Here is a 21497-nt window from a genome sequence, read left to right on the forward strand (position 1 = left end):
CGCCGTGGTTACCGCCGGAGACGTCTGCCTCCGGATACTTCAACGCTTCTTACGGTTCGCCACGTGAATGGCATGACCACTCACAGCCAGCGCCGCTTCGTGCAGCGCTTCGGACAGCGTCGGGTGCGAGAAGACCATCATGCCCAGATCCTCGGCACTTGTGCCGAACTCCATACCGATCGCGCCCTGCTGAACGAGTTCGGCCGCGCTTGGGCCAATCACGTGAACACCCAGCACGCGATCGCTTTTGGCATCGGCAATGACCTTCACGAAACCGGTGGTGTCATTGGCCGCCATTGCACGACCGCTGGCCGCGAATGGGAAGGTACCGACGTTCACTTCAACGCCTTCGGCTTTCAGCACCTGCTCGCTCTTGCCCACCCATGCAATTTCCGGATGGGTGTAGATGACCGAAGGAATCAGGTCGTAATTCATCTGCGCTTTGTGCCCAGCGATACGCTCGGCAACCATGACGCCCTCTTCCGAGGCTTTGTGCGCAAGCATGGCACCGCGTACCACGTCACCAATGGCATAAACGCCAGGGACGCTGGTTGCGCAATAATCGTCAACGAAGATGAAGCCGCGCTCATCGCTGTCGACACCCGAATCAGCAGCAAGCAAATCGGTAGTCACCGGTCGGCGCCCTACGGCGACGATCAAGCGATCGAATTCGATCTTTTGCTCGCCTTCGGCATCGGTATAGCTCACGGTAACCTGATCACCGTTGACTTCAGAGCCCGTCACGCGGGCACCGAGGCGAATCGTGAGTCCTTGCTTGGTCAGTACCTTGAAGGCTTCCTTCGCAACTTGCTCGTCGGCTGCTGGCAGGAACTTGTCCAATGCTTCGAGGACTGTTACTTCGGAACCAAGACGCGCCCACACCGAACCGAGTTCGAGGCCAATTACGCCGGCGCCGATCACACCCAAACGCTTAGGAACAGTTTGGAAATCCAATGCACCGGTAGAGTCGACAATCACCTTCTGGTCGACCGGCGCAGGTGGAATGTCAACAGGACGGGAGCCGGAAGCGAGAATGATGTTCTCGGCTTCGACGACTTCGCTGTTACCGTCTTTGCCAGTCACTTCGACACGCTTGTTCGAAAGCAGCTTGCCATGACCTTCCAGTAACGTGACGCCATTGGCCTTGAACAGCGCAGCGACACCGCCTGTGAGGTTTTTGACGATCTGGTCCTTGCGACCAACCATCGCAGGCACGTCGATAGTGACTTCGCCCGCATTGATGCCGTGGACTTTGAAGCCTTCGTGCGCTTCGTGGTACTTGTACGAGCTGTCCAGCAATGCCTTCGAAGGAATGCAGCCCACGTTCAGGCAGGTGCCGCCCAACGCGGTCTTGCCTTCCTTACCCTGGTACTTTTCGATACAGGCGGTCTTCAAGCCTAGCTGTGCTGCGCGAATCGCGGCAACGTATCCACCCGGGCCGGCGCCGACGACGACGACGTCGAATTTCTGAGACATAGCGAATCCTCTTTGTGAAGCGAAATGCGGTGAGACGTATCAGAACGGGATACGCCGAGAACGGCGCATCCCTGACCGCTTACGGCAATCAGATATCCAGCAACAGACGCGCTGGATCTTCGAGCAGGTCCTTCATGGTGACGAGGAAGGTTACCGCTTCCTTGCCATCGATGAGACGGTGATCGTAGGACAGCGCAAGATACATCATCGGAAGGATGACGACCTGACCGTTGACCGCCATCGGACGCTCTTGAATCTTGTGCATACCGAGAATCGCGGTTTGCGGCGGATTCACAATCGGCGTCGACAACAGCGAACCGAACACGCCTCCGTTCGAAATCGTGAACGTGCCGCCCTGCATCTCTTCCAGGGTCAGCTTACCGGCCTTGGCTTTCTTGCCGTAGTCCGAGATCCCGCCTTCAATTTCGGCCAAGCTCATGAACTCGGCATTACGTAGAACCGGCACGACCAGTCCACGATCACTGGAAACCGCGACACCAATATCCTGGTAGCCGTGGTAAACGATGTCGTTGCCGTCGATCGAAGCGTTCACACCCGGCTGACGCTTCAGTGCCTCTACGGCCGCTTTAACGAAGAAGGACATGAATCCCAGACGCACGCCGTTGTGAGTCTTCTCGAAGAGGTCCTTGTACTTGGAGCGCAGCTCCATGACCGGCTTCATGTTCACTTCGTTGAACGTCGTCAACATCGCCATCGACGACTGGGCTTCGACCAGGCGCGAGGCAACCTTGGCACGCAGGCGGGTCATCGGAACGCGCTTCTCGACGCGGTCCCCTGCCTGCAGTGCAGGAGCCGCACCAGCGGCGGACTGAGTCGGGGCAGCAGCAGGCGCGTTTTTCTTCGCTTCGACAGCCGCAACGACATCTTCCTTGGTGACACGACCGTCTTTGCCGGTACCGCGCAGCGAAGCGACATTGATACCGTTTTCTTCGGCGATCTTGCGTGCTGCGGGTGAAAGAATTGCATCTTCGCCAGCGGCTTCGCCGGCAGGCGCTTGAGCGGGGGCGGAAGACGAAGCAGCGGGTGCTTCGGCCGCGGGTGCAGCAGCGGGTGCAGCAGAGGCAGTCGCGCCTTCGTCCAACTTACCAAGCAGTTCGCCACTCAGGACCGTATCGCCTTCGTTTTTGACGATTTCGGAAAGGACGCCATCCGCTTCGGCTAGAACTTCCATCACCACCTTGTCGGTTTCGATGTCGACGATCAGCTCGTCACGCTTGACGGCTTCGCCGGGTTTCTTGTGCCAAGTAGCGACGGTGCCGTCGGCGACCGATTCAGGAAACGTAGGGGCTTTGATCTCAATAGCCATTATCTAATGTCCTAATTTTGTGCGGTTTCTACTTCGAAAACGGAGGGTGGCCACATGGCCACCCCATAATCTCTTGCGCAAGCGTCAAACGGTGAACGCATCCTGGAGTAGCTTCTCCTGCTGCTCAGCGTGCAGCGAGGCGTACCCTACCGCTGGCGAGGCCGAAGCAGCGCGACCGGCGTACTCAAGGAAGAGCGAGCTATCGTGTGCCGCAATGACGCGGCGCATGTGATGCTGGCTGCAATACCATGCACCCTGGTTCATCGGCTCTTCCTGGCACCATACGACGTGCTTGAGATTCGAATAAGGCGCGAGAATCTCGGTCAGGTCGTCTTCCGGGAACGGATAAAGCTGCTCGATCCGAACGATTGCAATGTCCTCACGACCCTCGTTTCGGCGCTTGTCGAGCAAGTCGTAATAGACCTTGCCACTGCACAGGATCAGGCGCTCGACCTTGGCTGCTTCGATCGCGTCGATTTCCCCGATAACCGTTTGGAACGAACCATCGGCGAGGTCTTCCAGCGTTGAAACCGCGGCCTTGTGGCGCAGTAGAGATTTTGGCGTCAATACCACCAGTGGTTTGCGCAGCGGACGGATCACCTGCCGACGAAGCATGTGGTACACCTGCGCAGGCGTGGTGGGCACGCACACCTGAATATTCTGCTCGGCACACAACTGCAGGTAACGCTCGAGACGTGCCGACGAGTGTTCAGGGCCCTGCCCTTCATAGCCATGGGGCAGCAACATCGTCAGGCCACAGAGACGGCCCCACTTGTGCTCGCCACTCGAAATGAACTGGTCCATCACGACCTGGGCGCCGTTCGCGAAATCACCGAACTGGGCTTCCCAGATAACCAGCGCATTCGGCGTCGTGGTGGCGTAGCCGTATTCGAACGCCACGACCGCTTCCTCCGAGAGGTACGAGTCGTAGATATCGAAGCGGGGCTGACCCTCGAAGAGATTTTGCAGCGGAACATACGCCGCGCCATCTTTCTGGTTGTGCAAGACCGCGTGGCGGTGCGAGAAGGTACCGCGACCGATATCCTGCCCAGTCATCCTTACAGGGTGGCCTTCGAACAGCAACGTGGCGTAGGCCATCGTTTCGGCGAAGCCCCAATTGATGGGTAGTCCGCCCGCAGCCATCTTCTGGCGGTCTTCGATGATTTTCGAAACCTGACGCTGAACGACGACACCTTCTGGCACCGCAAGTAGCTTGTTCGACAGCTCTTGCAAGGTCTTCAGATCGAAACGGGTATCGTGACGCGCCGTCCAGGCATGACCGAGGTATGGGCGCCAGTCGACGAACAACTCTTTGTTCGGCTCTTTGACCAGGCTTTTGACCACGTGCAAGCCATTGTCGAGCGCATCCCGGTATTCATCGATACGGGCCTGTACCGCGTCTTGCGCGAGCGCGCTGGTTTGCACGAGCGCATCGGCGTACTGCTCACGGGTCGTGCGCTGCTTGGCGATCTGCTGGTACATCAACGGCTGCGTACCGCTCGGCTCGTCGGCCTCGTTGTGGCCGCGACGGCGATAGCACACTAGATCGATGACGACGTCGCGTTTGAACTGCATGCGATAGTCGATCGCCAGCTGGGTGACGAACAACACCGCTTCCGGGTCATCACCATTCACGTGCAGGATCGGCGCTTGAATCATCTTCGCGACGTCCGTCGCGTATTCAGTCGACCGAGCATCGTCCTGGCGGCTGGTGGTGAAACCGACCTGGTTATTGATGACGATGTGCACCGTACCGCCAGTCTTGTAGCCGCGAGTTTGCGACATCTGGAAGGTTTCCATGACAACGCCCTGACCCGCGAAGGCCGCATCGCCGTGGATGGAAACTGGCAGCACCTTGTCACCCGACACATCACCCCGACGATCCTGGCGCGCGCGGACGGAGCCTTCGACCACAGGCGAAACGATTTCGAGGTGCGACGGATTGAAGGCAAGTGCGAGGTGGACTTCACCGCCCTGCGTCATGACATTCGACGAAAAGCCCTGGTGGTACTTCACGTCACCCGAGCTCAAGCCTTCGACTTTCTTACCTTCGAACTCGTCGAACAGATCCCGCGGGTTCTTACCGAAGGTGTTCACCAGTACGTTCAGACGACCCCGGTGCGCCATACCAATGACGACTTCCTTGGTGCCATACGAACCACTGCGCTGGATGATCTCATCCAACATCGGAATCAGGCTTTCACCGCCTTCGAGGCCGAAACGTTTGGTACCTGGGTACTTAGTACCCAAATACTTCTCGAGACCTTCTGCTGCAGTCAGGCGCTCTAAGAGATGGCCTTTGATCTCCGATGAATAATTAGGGCGACCGCGCACACTTTCGAGCCGCTGCTGAAACCATTCGCGCTGACTGGAATCGACAATGTGAGTGAACTCAGAACCGATGGTGCGACAATATGTCTCTTGTAGCGCCTGCAGGATTTCCCGCAAAGTTGCTTCTTCTTTTCCTATAGCCAACCCACCGGTGCGGAACGTGGTGTCCAGGTCCGAGTCGGTAAGAGAGTAGCTGTAGAGGGAAAGATCGGTAGGAACTGGGCGCTGTGCCAGCCCCAGCGGATCGAGCTTCGCGACCTGATGCCCTTGCAGTCGATGGGCATGGATAAGCCGAAGTACTTCGACCTGCTTTTTCTCATGCTCACTACTGACGCTGCCAGCCGAAACAGGCTGCGCACGACGCTGGTTCTTCGCTAAAAGAACGAACTGATCGCGAACGGTGGAATGAGAAACGTCGGTAGCGGCAGCGCTACCATTTGCGGGCAATTTCTGGAAATAGGTGCGCCATTCTTCGGGCACTGTATTGGGATCGTGCAGGTAAAGCTCATAGAGCTCCTCCACGTAGGCAGCGTTACCACCGGATAGGTGCGCACTGCTCCACATGCGCTGCATATCGCTTTCTTGCATGCTTCATCACCCTCGATTAGGGGATACTCACCGGCGTGAAGCGCAGCCAGCCGTTGCCGAGTCCTAGAGCATTGACTCGAAAAGCTACCACGATTCCCAACGATGTCCGGCGCCGTCCCGGATACCCCTGCTGGTCGTCATGTTCTTTTACATGAACCGCCGCGTTTTACGGCAGCGGTTCCTTTCGACCGCAACACACCAGGAATGATCCTAGAGCGCCGCGGGTATTGCTCCAAAAATCAGGTACCGCTTTGCAGCAGCATGTTGCGAACGTGACCAATTGCCTTCGTTGGGTTCAAACCCTTGGGGCAAACGTTCACGCAGTTCATGATGCCACGGCAGCGGAACACGCTGAACGGATCGTCCATTGCAGCCAGACGCTCCTCGGTTTTCGTATCGCGACTGTCAGCCAGGAAGCGATAAGCCTGCAGCAGCGCTGCCGGACCGAGGAACTTGTCCGGATTCCACCAGAACGAAGGGCAGCTGGTCGAGCAGCAGGCGCACAGGATGCACTCATACAAGCCATCGAGCTTTTCACGCTCTTCGGGCGCCTGTAGACGCTCGATCGCAGGCGCAGGCTCGTCGTTCTGCAGGAACGGCTTAACCTTCTCGTACTGCTTGTAGAAGATGCTCATATCGACGACAAGGTCGCGAATCACTGGCAAACCTGGCAGCGGTCGCAGAACGAGCTTGTCGCCTTTGACGACAGCCGAAAGCGGCGTAATGCATGCAAGGCCGTTTTTGCCATTGATGTTCATGCCATCCGAGCCGCAGACACCCTCGCGGCAAGAGCGACGATAGGAAAAGCCAACATCCTGCTCTTTGATCAGAGCGAGAACATCGAGGACCATCAGGTCTTTGCCGCCGGTATCGACCTGGAAGGTCTGCATCGCCGGTGCGGCGTCCTGATCGGGGTTATAGCGATAAACACTAACTTGCAACATAGTGGTCATCCTCAATAAGTCCGAATCTTCGGTTCAAACGCTGGAACTGTCTTCGGCGCGAAGTTGACGGAGCGCTTGGTAACGCGCTTATCCCCTGGGAAATACAAGGTGTGGCACAGCCAGTTCTCGTCGTCACGATCTTCGAAGTCTTCACGAGCATGAGCACCGCGCGACTCTTTGCGGACTTCTGCAGCGATGGCGGTAGCTTCAGCTACTTCCAACAGGTTCTGCAGCTCCAGCGCTTCGATACGCGCCGTGTTGAACGCCTGGCTCTTGTCCGCAATCTTGATTTCGCCGATGCGGCCGCGCAGTTCGGCGAGCTGGGCGATACCCTTCTGCATATATTCGCCAGTACGGAACACGCCGAAGTAGTTCTGCATGCAACTCTGCAGTTCCTTGCGCAGCGGCGCAACGTCTTCGCCACTGGTACGCTCGTTAACGCCGGAAAGACGCTTGAGGGACACCTCGAGGTCGGTTTCCGTAGCGTTGCGGTATTCGATACCTTCCTTGAGCGCTTTCTCCAGATGGATACCCGCCGCACGACCGAACACCACGAGATCAAGCAGTGAGTTACCACCCAGGCGGTTGGCACCGTGTACGGAAACGCAAGCCACTTCACCTACCGCGAACAGACCCTCGACAACCTTGTCGTTGCCATTGGCGTCTTGCGTGATCGCCTGTCCATGAATGTTAGTAGCAACGCCGCCCATCATATAGTGACAGGTTGGAATAACCGGGATCGGCGCGGTAACCGGGTCAACGTGCGCAAACGTCTTGGACAGTTCACAGATACCCGGCAGACGGCTGTGCAGTACTTCTTCGCCCAAGTGGTCCAGCTTCAGCAGTACGTGATCCTTGTCAGGACCGACGCCATTGCCTGCAATGACCTCTTTCACCATCGAGCGCGCAACGACGTCACGACCCGCCAGGTCTTTCGCGTTCGGCGCATAGCGTTCCATGAAACGTTCGCCGTGGGCGTTGATCAAGTACCCGCCTTCACCGCGGCAGCCTTCGGTAACCAGTACACCGGCACCCGCGATACCCGTTGGGTGGAACTGCCACATTTCGATGTCTTGAACCGGCACACCTGCACGCAGCGCCATCCCTACGCCATCGCCCGTATTGATCAGGGCGTTAGTCGTAGACGCGTAGATACGGCCAGCACCGCCAGTGGCCAGAACGGTGGCCTTGGAACGGATATAGACGGTTTCGCCTGTTTCGATGCAGATGGCGATGACGCCAACTACCGCGCCATCTTGGTTCTTCACCAGGTCGACCGCATACCACTCATTCAGGAAGGTGGTGTCGTTCTTAAGGTTGGCTTGATAGAGCGTATGCAGCAGCGCATGACCCGTACGGTCGGCCGCGGCGCAGGTCCGTGCCGCCTGACCACCCTTACCAAAGTCTTTCGACTGGCCACCGAAGGGGCGCTGATAGATACGGCCACTTTCGGTACGGGAGAACGGAAGTCCCATGTGCTCGAGTTCGAAGACGGCCTCGGGGCCGACCGTGCACATATACTCGATGGCGTCTTGGTCACCAATGTAGTCCGACCCCTTGACGGTGTCGTACATGTGCCAGCGCCAGTCGTCGTTTGGATCCGCTGAAGCGATAGCGCAGGTGATGCCGCCCTGAGCAGATACGGTATGGGAGCGCGTCGGGAATACTTTGGTGACGACCGCTGTTTTATAACCCGACTGCGACAGCTGCAGCGCGGCACGCATGCCAGCACCGCCGCCACCGATGATGATGGCGTCAAAAGAAAGAGTACGAATGCTGGTCATTGATCACACACCCCAGAGAATCTGCACGCCCCAGACAAAAAACGCGAACATCAGAATGCCGCAGATAGCCTGGAACAGAAAACGCACGACAGTTGCACCCTTACCTAACGCCATCGGCGTCAGATAGTCGGTGGAAATAGTCCACATGCCGACCCACGCGTGAACGCTGAGGGCGACGAGAGCGAGCAAGCTGAAGATACGCATGGCGGTGTGCGAAAACAGACCATGCCACTCGGCGAACGTCAGCCCAGGATGGGCAATGACATAGCCGAGAAGGAAGACGACGTATGCTGCGAGCACGATCGCCGAAACCCGCTGCGCCATCCAGTCATAGAGGCCCGAACGGGAAAAGTTAGTGACGTTGGTTACCATATCCACACCCCTGCCGCCAGAATCAGAACCGCCGATACGACGATCACGATTTGAGAGCCCAGCTTGCCGCCTTGCAGCGTCTCACCTACGCCCATGTCCATGATGAGGTGACGCACGCCAGCTACGAGGTGGTACAGCAACGCAGACAGCAGCGCCCAGATCACGAACTTGACCAGCGGACTGGCCAGGTACCCCTTGACCGCCTCGAAGCCTTCTTCCGAACCCAGGGACATATCGAGTGCCAGAAGCAGCACTGCTATGCCGAGGAACAGAATGACGCCAGAGATACGATGAAGGATGGACGTGTAAGCAGTGACGGGGAGTTTTATTGTCCTAAGGTCTAGGTTTACAGGTCGTTGGCTATTCACGGCTTTTTTCACACTTGAAGTGCCCTCAGGCAGCAGGGCGATTTGTCGGGGGAGCGCATTGGTCAGGTACACATCTCCCAGGAGTGACGATCACTTTTTTAATGGGTTCAGATACCCCGGGCGATCGGTCGCCGAGTATAGACAGTTAGGTTACTAATGACAATGCGACAAGACCGCGCCATGCTGTGACGAAAAGAAGCATTGACGTCGCTCAAGCCTGTCTGGGCCGTGCGGTTGCACGAAACCGCAGATGAGGCAGGCAAATTGACTTTGCGACGTATCTATCTATAGTGGGTCCGGCCCTGCGTGGGGGGCTGGCTGATGATTCCGAAGCAATAAGATAGGAGGCCTGCATGGCTGACAAAAAAGCGCAGTTAATCATCGAGGGCGCAGCCCCCGTCGAGCTGCCCATTCTTACCGGCACCGTAGGTCCTGATGTAATCGACGTTCGCGGCCTCACATCCACCGGCCGATTCACATTCGACCCTGGCTTCATGTCGACTGCCTCGTGCGAGTCGAAGATCACCTACATCGATGGTGAAAAAGGTGTACTGCTTCACCGCGGTTATCCTATCGAGCAACTAGCGGAGCAATCCGACTATCTCGAAACCTGCTACCTGCTGCTGAACGGCGAACTGCCTACCGCCGACCAGAAAGCCGCCTTCGTGAGCACCATCAAAAATCACACGATGGTTCACGAACAGCTCAAGACGTTTTTCAACGGCTTCCGTCGTGATGCGCACCCAATGGCCATTATGTGCGGTGTGGTCGGTGCTCTGTCCGCGTTCTATCACGACTCCCTTGACATCAAGAACCCGCAGCACCGCGATATCTCCGCGATGCGTCTGGTTGCCAAGATGCCGACGCTGGCCGCGATGGTCTACAAGTACTCCATGGGCCAGCCCATGATGTACCCGCGTAACGACCTGAACTATGCGGAGAACTTCCTCCACATGATGTTCAATACGCCATGCGAGATTAAACCGATCAGCCCTGTTCTGGCGAAAGCGATGGATCGGATATTCATCCTTCACGCCGACCACGAGCAGAACGCCTCTACCTCCACCGTACGTCTTGCCGGTTCCTCGGGCGCAAACCCATTCGCATGTATTGCGGCAGGTATCGCGGCGCTGTGGGGCCCTGCGCACGGGGGTGCGAACGAAGCGGTACTGGCGATGCTGGATGAAATTGGCGACGTGTCGAACATCGACAAATTCATCGCCAAGGCCAAGGACAAGGATGACCCATTCAAACTCATGGGTTTTGGACACCGCGTCTACAAGAACTTCGATCCTCGCGCGCAAGTGATGAAGCAGACCTGCGACGAAGTGCTGGCCGAACTCGGCATCAACGACCCGCAGCTCGAACTGGCGATGAAGCTGGACGAAATTGCGCGTAGCGACCCTTACTTCAAGGAGCGCAATCTGTACCCGAACGTTGACTTCTACTCCGGCATCATTCTGAAGGCGATCGGCATTCCGACCAGCATGTTCACCGTGATCTTCGCGTTGGCGCGTACCGTCGGCTGGATCGCTCACTGGAAGGAAATGCTCTCCAGCCCTTACAAGATCGGCCGCCCTCGCCAGTTGTATACCGGCGAAACCTCGCGCGAGTTCGTCGACCTGCAAAACCGCAAGTAAGCGACCCCGCAATGGGAAAAAAGGCTGCCAAATGGCGGCCTTTTTTCATGATGCTAGACATGCACTCGCGGCCGGAGGCGTCGCGGTCTCACCCTCCAACCATTTCAGCGTAGCAAGCGCTTGCGCTTGGCTCGTGCCACATATCGCCGCTTCCGCCAAAAATGCCGAACACACAGCCGGTCGCTCTGGCTGATTGAAAATCAGGCAACGTAGCTCGCTTGATAAGTGCGGACAGCGCATACCGGCCGGCTTTCCATTCGGAAGGCCCGGTATTGGCGACGAGATGGACGGCGCGATGCAGCATGCACCACAGCCGCTTCGGCATTGCATGGCGATACTCCAGAAAAAAGGGCGCAGAGCATACCCCAGCCATATAGGCATGGCAGTACCGCTTAGCCGGGCACTTCCAATCGAAAGCGCGTTCCCTCCCCCGGCGTACTGTGCACCTCGATCTTCCCACCCAAAATCCCCACGGCAAGTTGATGCGTGATATGCAACCCAAGCCCCGTACCGCCCCGCCCACGTTTGGTCGTATAAAACGGATCGAAGATCCGCGAGAGCTGATCCTTGTCCATACCGCAGCCATCGTCGCTGACATCGATGCAAATATGGCCGTGATCACCGTGCCAGGCTTTCACCTCGACCTCACCGTTCACCCCCGGCTCAAACGCATGCACCAAGGCGTTATCTATCAGGTTCTGGAGGATCTGGCTGATGGGGCCAGGAAAGCTGTTGAGAAAGAACGGCGACGGCACCTCGCGCCGAACGACATGGGGCGTGCCCTTCAACCGCGGCCCTAGCACCAGCACCACTTCGTCGAGAAGCTCCGCCAGATCGAATTCACGCCGTTCGGTGCTGGCGCGGTCGCTGGCAAGCTTCTTGAACGCGCGAGTGAATGTCGCAAGGCGCTCCAGATTTGTCTGCACGATGGCCAGACCAGGGCCGCTACGCTTGAGAAAGCGCTGCACGTCACGATCGTCTACACGCTGGATCGCTGCTAAGGCTTTTTCGGCGTCCCCACGCAAAGAACTCGCTGCCATGCTTGCGGCGCCGATCGGCGTGTTCAGCTCATGCGCAACACCGGCAACGAGCGTACCCAGCGAAGACAGCTTTTCAGCCTGCACCAGCGCTGACTGGGTGCGATGGAGCGTTTCCATCGCACGGTTCACCTCAAGATTCCGCTCCATCAATTCATCGCTGCGCGCGGCAAGCGCCCGCATGGCCTGATCACGCGCGACCTCGGCCTGCGACAGCAATACGACGACCGCCGCACCTGCAAGCAACATGAACGCTGCCAACGCGCCAACGAGCAGCCACACCTCACGCTGGATCGCAGCCAGTGTAGGCGCAGGTAATACCGAGGCGAGGTAAAGCGCTTCAGGACTGTTCTGTAGCGTTTCTTGGACGGGTAGTACCAACGCTGGATCGAACCATTCAACGGCCCAGTTCCCCGGAAGACCGTCAAAAGCGTGCTCCGGCGCATCCTTTTCGAGTAGATCTCCATCGACATCGGAAACCGGCACTGCCGCCTCGGGATAAGGACCGAAAATCCAGCGTCCCCGCCCGCTCACCAGACCAAGTGGTACACCATAATTAGCCGCAATTTCTTGTAGTCGCCCTGCGATAAGCTCGACGCGATAGCTGAATACGATCGCGCCCAGCCGTGTGCCGTCCTCATCGAAAGCCGGTATTGCCAATAGCATCTCAGGCGTCGCGGGATCGCGCGCGATACTACCTCCCAGGCTCGATAAAAACGCTTCGCCCCAGTTCAGTTCGCTTATTTCACGAATGGTATCGGCCGAAAGGGGTGCCTCTGGCATCTGTCTGCCATCCTTTTCGACTGACGCCCGAATGTTGCCCTGCCGATCGAGCAGCCAGACCGTCCGGTAGTAGTCGGCCGTCGCGATGAACTCGTGTATGAGCTCGTGCGGCGACTCCACCGGGCTGTCTCCCGACGCTAGAAACGCCCGCACCGAAGGCTGTTGGCTCAAGAATGATAGGTTGCCGCGCGCAATTGCCAAGCGCCGACTAAGAGCGATCTGCCCCTCTTCCAACGCAGCGTTTTGCGCGGTCCATAGTGGCTGTAACTTCGAATCGAGCAAGTGCTCACGTAGCAGGCCGCACATCCCCAGAACGATAATTGCCCAAGGTAGAAACAACACGACGAGGTTGCGTGATAACGCACCGGATCGCCGCGGCGTCATGGCATCACAGACCGGCCGTCATCCACCGCCCAGCGAGCCAGCCAATCCAGCAGCGCTTCCAGTGGCATTGGTTTAGCCACAAAGTAGCCCTGGACTTCAGAACAGGCGTTCGCCCGTAGCCATTCGAGCTGATGAAGGTTTTCGACACCCTCGGCAATCACCTCCATACCCACCCGAGACGCGATTTCGATCACTGCGCCGGCGATTAACTTCGCCTCCTCTACCCGCCCTATTTCGTCGATGAAGCTGCGGTCAATCTTCAGCCGATCGGCTGGCAGGTGTCGCAGGTAATTCAATGACGAGAATCCCGTACCGAAGTCATCGATGGAAACCGTGGTGCCCATCTCTCGCAGACCTTCCAGCTGCCGGCTAATGGCGTCGAACGAATTCATGGCCACCGACTCGGTAATTTCCACCTCAATCTGACTTGCCGAGACCTCGCTGCCTTGCAGGTTCGCGTTGAAGCGCTCCAGAAAATCCGGTTGCAGCATCTGCACTGACGATACGTTTACGGCTACGCGCACGTCGGGCCTTCCGGCATCCGCAAGACGCTTCGCAGCCTCCATTGCCAAGCGCATGAGCAAATCACCCAGCGGCAGGATGTAGCCGGTCGCCTCAGCCAGCGGAATGAAGCGTGCCGGTGAGATCGAGACGCCTTCGGGCGTCCGCCAGCGGGCTAACGCCTCTACCCCGACAACTCGGCGTGAAGCGAGCTCGACTTGCGGCTGGAATTCCAGCTGAATACCCCCAGCCGACGCGGCGTCCCGCAGCGCCAGTAACATGCGATAGGACTCGGCGTGATGAGCAAGCAACCGCGCATCGTGGACACTATGGCGATCCTGGCCATGCCGTTTGTTGTCCTTCAACGTCAGTTGAGCGCCTTGCAACGCGACCTTCGCATCGCCTTCGAACGATTTGAGGTCAAGGGTAACGGTGCTCAGGCTGTAGACCTGACCAAGTTCGTACGGCCGGCTTTGTCGCCGAAACAAGTGGACGACCTCCGCAGCCTTCACCTCGGAGGTCGGACCTACCACGGCAAACAGATCATCTTTGACACGTGCGACCAGCACGTTGGTAGGGAAATGGTCGCGCAAACGGCTCGCGACCAAGCCGAGAATAAAGTCCCCGTAGCCAGTACCGAATGCGGTGTTTGCACCTGAAAAGTTATCAATATCGATCAGCAGCAGTGCATGGTCGTTTTTCGCATCACTGCGCAACAGCATGTCCAGTGTGCGGATAAGTGCGTTCCGGTTCGGGATTTTCAACAAGTCGTCCTGGTACGCCATCTCCTCCAGGCGGCTGAACAGGGAAACGTTGTAGAAGCCGTGGCTGATGCTCGCGCTGAAAACCCTCAGCAGCTCCATCTCCGTATCGTCCAACGTACGGCCGGTCGCCACATAACAAGCGTAATCGGCGCCCGCCTGCAGGCTGGGGAACAACAGCACCGCGCCGTCCTCGAACCGCAGCGATTGATGCAGACGCAGGCTTTCCTTGAGGCGATCTCGCACGACCGGGTGGTCCAGCGTTTCAACATGTTCACCCACGTTGCGATAGAAACGTCCGTTCGCACTGATAATGCGCAACACGTCCTGTCCGCTGTCGCTGCCTTCCATCCTCACGCAAACGATGCCCTCGGTCTTGACCTCAAGCAGCGCGGCAATCTCCGTTAGGATCTTCGCGGACAGTTCACGGGTGTCTTTAGAGGTAAAAAGTGCGTTGCTGGACTCGACGATGGTGTGCAATCCGCGTCGCGCCCGCGACATGGAACGCAATTGTGAATAGCTGCGAAACGCTGCCGTCAGCACCGTGGACAAGCGCTCGCTGCTAAGCTCGCTCTTGGTCCAGTAATCGTTGATGTCGCATTCCTGCATCACCGCGCGGGCCGGCGCCATGCCCGGCTCCCCGGTTAGCATCACCACCCGCGCCTCGGCGTTGCCAATGACCTCCCGCAGGGTTCGCACCAAGCGGAAACCCGCATCCTCGGTTTCCATCACTACATCGAGCAATACGACTGCGATGTCATGTCGCTCACCCAGGATCATCGCGGCTTCGCGGTAACTGTAAGCCTGGGTCAACTCGATGGGTGCCCCGAGCAATTCCAAGTCAGCCAACGCGAACGCCATCGCGTTCTGGAAATCCGCGTCGTCATCAACTGCCAGGACCTGCCAGACCGCGGGCCTGGTGTCCGCCTGCTCGAACGTTACGTTCGTCTCTATTTCTTCCATGACTACCGCCCAACTATCACGATTGAAGAACTGCCGACATCCGTCGAACGCCACTGTAGATAGACTTTGAAAGCCATAGATTTGGACTCGCCAGCCGCCGAACGGCATAAGTGCATGCCGCCGAATGAACGATTCCAATTGAGTCTAGACGGCTCCAGAAAACGCGCCGTACAAATCGATGCGCTCGTGCACGTCCCGTTGCAAAAGCGCACGGCTGGGAACGGCGTGATGGCCTTACCACTCGAAAGATGACGAAACGACTCCCCTACCAGGACATTCCATGGCCCTCTGGCTCGTCATTGATCTCGAATCGACTACCGAAGAAGGCGGCTGGCCGGTCGAAGACATGGAGATCATCGAGATCGGTGTTAGCCTCGTCACACGCGATGGCGCCGAGCTCGACCGATTCCAACGCTTCGTGCGCCCTCGGCAACGACCGCTTCTAACCCTTTTCTGCCGTGAGCTCACGCACATCGAACAGGCAGACATCGATGGCGCCGCCCATCTGGACGTTGTTTGGCAGGAACTGGAGCGCTGGATCGAGCCTTATCATGGGCGCCTTCAAGCCTGGGTCAGCTGGGGCGATTACGATCGGCAGCAACTCGTCAACGACTGGCGTCGCCTTGGTATCGATAGCACGCTGTCACAGCTGCCACACATCAACCTGAAGCAGCGATTCGCAAAAATACGCCAGCTTGAAAAGCCCGTTGGGCTCAACCGCGCATTAGAGCTTGCAGGCACCTCGTTTTTCGGCGAGCAGCACCGCGCCCTAACTGACGCGCGTAACACCGCCAAGCTGCTACCGAGCGTTCTACCGTCGCTATCGTGACGCGCCCTACGCCGTTGGGCATACTTGCTTACTTCACCCAAATCCCGAGGATGTTTAATGTTCAAGGTCAACGAATACTTCGACGGCACCGTCAAATCCATCGCCTTTTCCACAGCGAACGGACCGGCGACGATCGGCGCAATGGCCGTGGGTGAATACGAATTCGGCACCAGCCAGCACGAGATCATGCATGTCGTATCGGGCGCGCTGACCGTGAAGTTGCCCGGCAGTGACGACTGGACCACCTACGACGCGGGCAGCCGTTTTGAAGTACCCGCCAATAGCAAGTTCCAGGTCAAAGTCGACATCGAAACCGCCTACCTCTGCGAATACCGCTAAGCCTCTCTCTACGCCGCGCTGTCGCTTAGGCCGCAGCGCGGCCCGCACAGATCCCGAACTCGTTTCTTGCGGTTGCTGTCCATTGAACAGGACGCGAATGCCCTCTGGGCGCTAGCGAAACCCGACCTGTTTTCATTCGGCACCGGCGCTCGCGCCTGAACACACTGGATGAGGAGTTCCCATGAACGATCCACAGCAAGATTCGGACACCTACAACTGCACCCTCACCGGCTCCGTAATCGACCGCAACGGCGAAGAGGTCCCGATTACCGAGGACATGATCCAGCAAGCCTGCGAGGAGCTCGAAGACACGAGCCTGGGCAAGGCGAACGCTGATTCGAAGCACTGACAAAGCTTTTTGTAGGAGCTCACCGGGCTGCGCTCGGCTTGTGGGCGATCAGCGTCGGTAGCAACACCTCAACCCTTGCGTCGCGGCTACTACCGGATCGCCCATTAATGGGCTCCTACGAAGGCGCAGTCTCCAAATAGCTACCGTGAGAACGCGATGCTCGTGTAGGAGCCTACTTGTGGGCGATCAGCGTCGGTAGCAACACCTCAATCCTTACGTCGCGGCTGCTACCGGATCGCCCATGAATGGCTCCTACAAAAGTGCAGTGTCTGAACAACTACCTCGGGAACACGCGGATTGCGGCTCTTACAGGTAAGACAGGGACGATCGAACTCAACCGTAAGGATGGTGCGCTGAACAACGACGCGCAGCTAATCTGCCGTCACTCCCGCCGCCAATGCACCCCCAGCGCCGACAACAGCTCGCCGAGCCCAACATCACCGGATGCATGCGCTCCCGTCAGCTCCACCTTCAGCCCTTCTAGCTCACGCCGTACACGGTAATCTCGACGCAGCCGGTCGAACGCGCGCTTGCGCTCTTCTGCTGGCAGACCAAGCGTGTTTCTGAACATCGCATCGTCGTCACGGGGATCGTAGACCGCTCGGCACGTCATACGGAGTGCGACATCGAGCGGCGTATCAGCCGCAAGTCGTAGTGACAACCATGGCCGCGGCATTACATCTTCCAGCGAAAGCGTGGCGGGTTGCCCGAGAAAGCGGCAGAACGCCGCGTAGATCTGCGCCGTTCCTCTCAACTTTCCTTCCAGGCTGTAACCTGCAATATGCGGGGTCGCGATGGCGCAACGCAGGGCGAGGGCAGGATCGATCGCTGGCTCGCTTTCCCATACGTCCAGCGCGACCTGTAGATCATCGTCCCGCTGCAGACGCGCACGCAACGCGGCGCCATCGACAACTTCTCCGCGGCTCGCGTTGATCAGCCAAGTGCCCGGCTTGAGCCCTTCGATACGCGCCGCGCTCATTAATCCATGAGTCGCGTGCTCGCCGTGGCGGATCAGAGGCGTGTGCAGACTGATGACATCGCAACGCGCCAGCAGCACATCCAGCGGCGTGTGGTCGCCTCCCAGCACATCGGCCTTGAGTGGATCGCACACAAGCACCTTCCAGCCTAGACCTTTCAACACGTGCCACAGACGCCCACCCACCTCGCCCACACCCACGATGCCATACACCTGCTCGGCGGGGTCCGTATCGGTGCGTTCGGCAAGTGTGAGCACGGTGGACAGCACGTAATCCACGACGCCTCGCGCATTGCAGCCGGGCGCGCTGGCCCAGGTAATTCCAGCATCCGCGCAGTAGTTCTTGTCGATGTGGTCCGTGCCGATGGTGCAGGTCCCGACGAAGCGCACCGTACTTTGTGCGAGCAACGCTTCATCGACGGTCGTGACCGACCGCACGAGCAACGCATCGGCCCCCTTCAGATCATCAGGCTTGATCAGCCGCCCGGGATACCGAACGATTTCCCCGAACGATCCAAAGAATGTCTCGACCAAGGGAATGTTTTCATCGGCGACGATACGCATGGCGCTAGTTCCACATACAGTTCAACGTTGAAGGCATCAACGGTCATGACAAACAGCGCAAGCGTCTTGGCTTCTGCAATGACTCGACGGCGCGTAGACTACGCCGCTTTTTCGCGCCGCGCAGGTGGATCGATGTACGTCAGCCAACGTTTTCGTCGAGCACTAGACGAACTCAAAGCCCTCCACGGTCTAGCCATCCCACTGGTGATCGCGCAGCTCGCGTCCTCGGCCATCGGCTTCGCCGATACCTTGATGGCAGGCCACTACAGCTCCACGGATCTGGCCGCGGTCGCCTTGGGCAACTCGCTGTGGATGCCGACCTACCTGTTGATGACGGGCATCTTGCTGGCAACTACGCCCAAGGTCGCGCAATACCACGGCGCCAAGCAGGATGCCCGCATCGGCCCGCTCGTGCGGCAAGCACTATGGCTCGCGTTAGCCTTGGGCTGCAGTGCAGCTGCCCTGCTCTGTTCGGCAAAACCGGTCATGCACTGGATGGAAATCGAACCTGGGCTGGCGGACCTCAGCATGCGTTATCTACGCGCGGCCGCAATGGGTTTTCCGGCCATGGCGCTCTATTACGTCCTGCGCTGTTTCAGCGACGGTATGGGTCGCACCCGACCCAGCATGCTTGTGGGTCTACTTGGGCTCGCACTCAACATCCCGCTCAACTACGTCTTCATCTATGGAAAGTTCGGACTTACCCCATTAGGGGGCGTCGGCTGTGGCGTCGCCAGTGCGCTAGTGATGTGGTGCATGCTTGCCATGATGGTGTTCTGGGTTCGGCGCGGGCCGGCTTACGGGAATGCGGGCCTTTTCGCGCGCTTCGAGTGGCCCCGCTGGACCGCTCTGCGTGAACTGATTGCGATCGGCATTCCCATCGGCATCGCCATCTTTGCCGAAGCCAGCATCTTTTCCGTTATTGCCCTACTCATCGGCAATCTCGGCGCTAACGTGGTAGCCAGCCATCAAATCGCGCTCAGCTTTTCATCCTTGGCGTTCATGATTCCCCTTTCATTGGGAATGGCGGTGACGGTCAGGGTCGGGCAAGCACTCGGCAAAGAGGCGCCTGGCGATGCGCGTTTCGCCGCTAAGACAGGAATTGCGACTGGCGTGACCTACGCAGTGGTCGTCACGCTTTCCATGCTGGTCTTCCGCGATGAAATCGCACGCTGGTACACCACCGATCCCGCCCTACTGGCGCTCGCGGCCTCCTTGATCGCCTATGCGGCGCTCTACCAGATATCAGATGCCATCCAGGTCACCGCCGCCGGTGCGCTGCGTGGCTATCAGGACACCCGGATAACGATGCTGATCACGCTTCTCGCCTATTGGGTTGTCGGGTTGCCCATGGGGTATGGGTTGGGATTGACCGAATGGATGGGGCCGCCGTCCGGGCCCGCCGGTTTCTGGCTAGGCTTGCTGGCCGGCCTGACCTGCGCCGCGACGATGCTAGGTGTCCGGCTGCATCGGGTATCGAGACGTCGCTTAAACGCCACTTCCAGCCACACGATCTTGCCCTCGTAGGCGCCCATTGGGTTGCGGTCAGCTCATGGGCGATCCGGGGCCACACCAATCCATATCTAGACACGCATTGCCTGAACGCTAATCGCCCACAAGTTGATCGCAGCCCGGTAGGCTTCTACCCGAAACCCAGGCCCAGCCAGCCTCCTACGAAACCAGCCCCTCCCTGTAGGAGCCAGCTTGCTGGCGATCAGGCCTTCAGGCAGGCCCGATGTCGTTGGATCAAGAGGATCGCCAGCAAGCTGGCTCCTACAAAAAAGCGAAATGCGTGATCGTTCAGCCGTCGCCTCTACGGCGAAGCGCGAAGGTCACCCTTCGCTCTTGCGTATCCAATACAGGTAGGTGCCGTTTTCTTCCTGCTGACCGACCAATTCGTGCCCGAGAAAGGTGCAGAATTTCGGGATGTCACGTGTCGTGGAAGGATCGGTCGCGATGACTTTCAGCAACGCGCCGCCGGACAGATCACGCACCTTGTTGTGCAGCATCATCACGGGTTCAGGGCAATTCAGGCCAGTGGCATCGAGCACGGCATCAGGGGTATTCAACTCTGGGGTCATCGGCTTTCCTCGGTTATCACAAGCGGCGCAGGTGGCAGGTCACTTCTTCTCGGTCGTGATACAGCTGCTTGCAGGCCAGGCTCCCTTTCACATTGCGGCTCTTGAGTCCGTCTCGGATACGTTGCAGCAGACGCTCGACTTCGGCGTAACGCTGCTTCATCGGGAGTTTCAGATTGACGATCGCTTCGCGACACAAGCCCTCGCCGATCCATGTTTCCAGTAATGCCGCATTGCGCGCAGGCTTCTCAACGATATCGCAAACCATCCAATCGACCGCCTGGCGCGGCCGGAAGGAGAATCCGTCCGCGCGGTAATGTTCGACCAAGCCGGAGTCCATCAGATCCACGTCCATCGGTCCGTTGTCGATCGCCATCACGCGCATCTCGCGATTCACCAACTGCCACGTCCAGCCGCCGGGCGACGCGCCGAGGTCCACTGCGCGCATGTCCGGGGCCAAGCGCTGGTCCCATTGATCCCTAGGGATGAAATGGTGCCAAGCCTCTTCCAATTTCAAGGTGGAACGGCTGGGCGCACGACGGGGAAACTTCAGCCGCGGCACACCCATTGGCCAACGCGCAGCGTTGTCAGGATCGGCAATGCCAATGAAGACCTCTCGACCACTCTTGAACGTCAGCAATAGACGTGGCGCGCGGCTATCGTCGACGAGACGCCCAGTCTTTTTCAGCGCAGTGGTGAGTGGCCGCTCGAATTTCTTGCAGAAGTTCGAAAGCGCTTTGCCGTCGTTGGTATCGAACACTTCCAGCCAGACGCTGCCCACTGGCGGGCACGCTTCGAGCGCCTCCACCAGCACGCCAACGCGATCGGTCTCCGGCAGGGCCAGGTGCATCCCGCGAGCCCACTGGCGAGGAAAGATCAAATCATCGAAACGCACTTTCGCCATGAACCGTTGCGCCTCTTCGGCCGTTTGGCAAATGAACTCGGCATAAGCACTGTCTGGTTTGCCGCGCGCATATCCAGAGACGTCCAGACGCGCCGCTAGCGAGGAGACTTCAGCGCAGACCTCACCCTCGAAACCTGGGCGGCAATGGAACAACAGCGTATTCATGGACGGCTCCAACGGGGCATCGCAAAGCCGCGCA

The 21497-nt window shown here is 58.4% G+C and carries 18 protein-coding genes; 5 read left to right on the forward strand and 13 right to left on the reverse strand.

Annotation, left to right across the window (positions count from 1 at the left end; translation table 11 throughout):
* Window positions 1-39: 39 nt before the first annotated feature.
* The 7 genes from lpdA to sdhC all read right to left on the reverse strand — a co-directional run bounded on the left by lpdA (window position 40) and on the right by sdhC (window position 9202).
* On the reverse strand, window positions 40-1476 hold the full coding sequence (lpdA, locus tag IEY47_RS17530) for a dihydrolipoyl dehydrogenase (protein WP_188985063.1): 1437 nt from the start codon (window positions 1474-1476) through the stop codon (window positions 40-42).
* 88 nt (window positions 1477-1564) lie between these two features.
* Window positions 1565-2803: a 2-oxoglutarate dehydrogenase complex dihydrolipoyllysine-residue succinyltransferase gene (odhB, locus tag IEY47_RS17535; RefSeq protein ID WP_188985065.1), complete on the reverse strand. Its 1239-nt coding sequence runs from the start codon at window positions 2801-2803 to the stop codon at window positions 1565-1567.
* Window positions 2804-2887: 84 nt separating this feature from the next.
* Window positions 2888-5722: a 2-oxoglutarate dehydrogenase E1 component gene (locus tag IEY47_RS17540; RefSeq protein WP_188985067.1), complete on the reverse strand. Its 2835-nt coding sequence runs from the start codon at window positions 5720-5722 to the stop codon at window positions 2888-2890.
* A gap of 239 nt (window positions 5723-5961) precedes the next feature.
* Window positions 5962-6666 carry a succinate dehydrogenase iron-sulfur subunit gene (locus IEY47_RS17545; protein WP_188985069.1) on the reverse strand — a complete coding sequence of 235 codons (705 nt, stop codon included), beginning with the start codon at window positions 6664-6666 and terminating at the stop codon, window positions 5962-5964.
* An 11-nt stretch (window positions 6667-6677) separates the two neighbouring features.
* A complete protein-coding gene (gene sdhA, locus IEY47_RS17550) occupies window positions 6678-8450 on the reverse strand; it encodes a succinate dehydrogenase flavoprotein subunit (RefSeq protein ID WP_188985071.1) in 1773 nt (590 codons plus the stop codon).
* Window positions 8451-8453: 3 nt separating this feature from the next.
* Complete coding sequence (gene sdhD, locus IEY47_RS17555; RefSeq protein ID WP_188985072.1) at window positions 8454-8822, reverse strand: succinate dehydrogenase, hydrophobic membrane anchor protein; 369 nt, start codon at window positions 8820-8822, stop codon at window positions 8454-8456.
* The gene (gene sdhC / locus IEY47_RS17560; protein ID WP_188985074.1) at window positions 8816-9202 is read right to left on the reverse strand and encodes a succinate dehydrogenase, cytochrome b556 subunit; all 387 of its coding nucleotides are present in this window, start codon (window positions 9200-9202) and stop codon (window positions 8816-8818) included. The genes sdhD and sdhC overlap by 7 nt, the downstream gene beginning before the upstream one ends.
* A gap of 341 nt (window positions 9203-9543) precedes the next feature.
* Here sdhC and gltA point away from each other — a divergent pair, with 341 nt between their 5' ends.
* Window positions 9544-10830, forward strand: a complete 1287-nt coding sequence (gltA, locus tag IEY47_RS17565) for a citrate synthase (protein ID WP_188985076.1) — start codon at window positions 9544-9546, stop codon at window positions 10828-10830.
* Between the two features lie 45 nt (window positions 10831-10875).
* On the opposite strand, the gene IEY47_RS20570 is transcribed toward gltA, so the two are convergent.
* From IEY47_RS20570 to IEY47_RS17575, 3 genes are all read right to left on the reverse strand, one after another.
* The gene (locus IEY47_RS20570; protein ID WP_229779506.1) at window positions 10876-11160 is read right to left on the reverse strand and encodes a YkgJ family cysteine cluster protein; all 285 of its coding nucleotides are present in this window, start codon (window positions 11158-11160) and stop codon (window positions 10876-10878) included.
* A gap of 62 nt (window positions 11161-11222) precedes the next feature.
* Window positions 11223-13034 (reverse strand): sensor histidine kinase, encoded by a 1812-nt coding sequence (locus IEY47_RS17570; protein ID WP_188985079.1) that lies wholly within the window; start codon window positions 13032-13034, stop codon window positions 11223-11225.
* Entirely contained in the window at window positions 13031-15259 is a 2229-nt protein-coding gene (locus IEY47_RS17575) for a GGDEF/EAL domain-containing response regulator (RefSeq protein ID WP_188985081.1), read from the reverse strand. The genes IEY47_RS17570 and IEY47_RS17575 overlap by 4 nt, the downstream gene beginning before the upstream one ends.
* 280 nt (window positions 15260-15539) lie before the next feature.
* Between IEY47_RS17575 and IEY47_RS17580 the strand changes: the two genes are divergently transcribed.
* From IEY47_RS17580 to IEY47_RS17590, 3 genes are all read left to right on the forward strand, one after another.
* Window positions 15540-16088 (forward strand): 3'-5' exonuclease, encoded by a 549-nt coding sequence (locus tag IEY47_RS17580; protein ID WP_188985083.1) that lies wholly within the window; start codon window positions 15540-15542, stop codon window positions 16086-16088.
* Between the two features lie 57 nt (window positions 16089-16145).
* A complete protein-coding gene (ppnP, locus tag IEY47_RS17585) occupies window positions 16146-16427 on the forward strand; it encodes a pyrimidine/purine nucleoside phosphorylase (protein ID WP_188985085.1) in 282 nt (93 codons plus the stop codon).
* A 181-nt stretch (window positions 16428-16608) separates the two neighbouring features.
* On the forward strand, window positions 16609-16776 hold the full coding sequence (locus tag IEY47_RS17590; RefSeq protein ID WP_188985087.1) for a PA1571 family protein: 168 nt from the start codon (window positions 16609-16611) through the stop codon (window positions 16774-16776).
* Between the two features lie 382 nt (window positions 16777-17158).
* Here the strand turns inward: IEY47_RS17590 and pdxB are convergent, their stop codons facing one another.
* Window positions 17159-18316: a 4-phosphoerythronate dehydrogenase PdxB gene (gene pdxB, locus IEY47_RS17595; protein WP_188985089.1), complete on the reverse strand. Its 1158-nt coding sequence runs from the start codon at window positions 18314-18316 to the stop codon at window positions 17159-17161.
* Between the two features lie 132 nt (window positions 18317-18448).
* Between pdxB and IEY47_RS17600 the strand changes: the two genes are divergently transcribed.
* The gene (locus IEY47_RS17600) at window positions 18449-19843 is read left to right on the forward strand and encodes an MATE family efflux transporter (protein ID WP_188985091.1); all 1395 of its coding nucleotides are present in this window, start codon (window positions 18449-18451) and stop codon (window positions 19841-19843) included.
* A gap of 305 nt (window positions 19844-20148) precedes the next feature.
* On the opposite strand, the gene tusA is transcribed toward IEY47_RS17600, so the two are convergent.
* Window positions 20149-20397 (reverse strand): sulfurtransferase TusA, encoded by a 249-nt coding sequence (gene tusA, locus IEY47_RS17605; RefSeq protein ID WP_188985093.1) that lies wholly within the window; start codon window positions 20395-20397, stop codon window positions 20149-20151.
* 16 nt (window positions 20398-20413) lie between these two features.
* On the reverse strand, window positions 20414-21463 hold the full coding sequence (gene rlmM, locus IEY47_RS17610; protein ID WP_188985095.1) for a 23S rRNA (cytidine(2498)-2'-O)-methyltransferase RlmM: 1050 nt from the start codon (window positions 21461-21463) through the stop codon (window positions 20414-20416).
* Window positions 21464-21497: the final 34 nt, after the last annotated feature.

Source organism: Pseudomonas matsuisoli, assembly GCF_014647635.1.
In the GTDB taxonomy this organism is placed as follows: Bacteria; Pseudomonadota; Gammaproteobacteria; order Pseudomonadales; family Pseudomonadaceae; genus Pseudomonas_P; species Pseudomonas_P matsuisoli.

Bases quoted from the DNA above. Each gene is read 5' to 3' on its own strand.
- lpdA (WP_188985063.1), bottom strand. From the start codon at position 1,476: ATGTCTCAGAAATTCGACGTCGTCGTCGTCGGCGCCGGCCCGGGTGGA.
- odhB (WP_188985065.1), bottom strand. From the start codon at position 2,803: ATGGCTATTGAGATCAAAGCCCCTACGTTTCCTGAATCGGTCGCCGAC.
- IEY47_RS17540 (WP_188985067.1), bottom strand. From the start codon at position 5,722: ATGCAAGAAAGCGATATGCAGCGCATGTGGAGCAGTGCGCACCTATCC.
- IEY47_RS17545 (WP_188985069.1), bottom strand. From the start codon at position 6,666: ATGTTGCAAGTTAGTGTTTATCGCTATAACCCCGATCAGGACGCCGCA.
- sdhA (WP_188985071.1), bottom strand. From the start codon at position 8,450: ATGACCAGCATTCGTACTCTTTCTTTTGACGCCATCATCATCGGTGGC.
- sdhD (WP_188985072.1), bottom strand. From the start codon at position 8,822: ATGGTAACCAACGTCACTAACTTTTCCCGTTCGGGCCTCTATGACTGG.
- gltA (WP_188985076.1), top strand. From the start codon at position 9,544: ATGGCTGACAAAAAAGCGCAGTTAATCATCGAGGGCGCAGCCCCCGTC.
- IEY47_RS20570 (WP_229779506.1), bottom strand. From the start codon at position 11,160: ATGCAATGCCGAAGCGGCTGTGGTGCATGCTGCATCGCGCCGTCCATC.
- IEY47_RS17570 (WP_188985079.1), bottom strand. From the start codon at position 13,034: ATGACGCCGCGGCGATCCGGTGCGTTATCACGCAACCTCGTCGTGTTG.
- IEY47_RS17575 (WP_188985081.1), bottom strand. From the start codon at position 15,259: ATGGAAGAAATAGAGACGAACGTAACGTTCGAGCAGGCGGACACCAGG.
- IEY47_RS17580 (WP_188985083.1), top strand. From the start codon at position 15,540: ATGGCCCTCTGGCTCGTCATTGATCTCGAATCGACTACCGAAGAAGGC.
- ppnP (WP_188985085.1), top strand. From the start codon at position 16,146: ATGTTCAAGGTCAACGAATACTTCGACGGCACCGTCAAATCCATCGCC.
- IEY47_RS17590 (WP_188985087.1), top strand. From the start codon at position 16,609: ATGAACGATCCACAGCAAGATTCGGACACCTACAACTGCACCCTCACC.
- pdxB (WP_188985089.1), bottom strand. From the start codon at position 18,316: ATGCGTATCGTCGCCGATGAAAACATTCCCTTGGTCGAGACATTCTTT.
- IEY47_RS17600 (WP_188985091.1), top strand. From the start codon at position 18,449: ATGTACGTCAGCCAACGTTTTCGTCGAGCACTAGACGAACTCAAAGCC.
- tusA (WP_188985093.1), bottom strand. From the start codon at position 20,397: ATGACCCCAGAGTTGAATACCCCTGATGCCGTGCTCGATGCCACTGGC.
- rlmM (WP_188985095.1), bottom strand. From the start codon at position 21,463: ATGAATACGCTGTTGTTCCATTGCCGCCCAGGTTTCGAGGGTGAGGTC.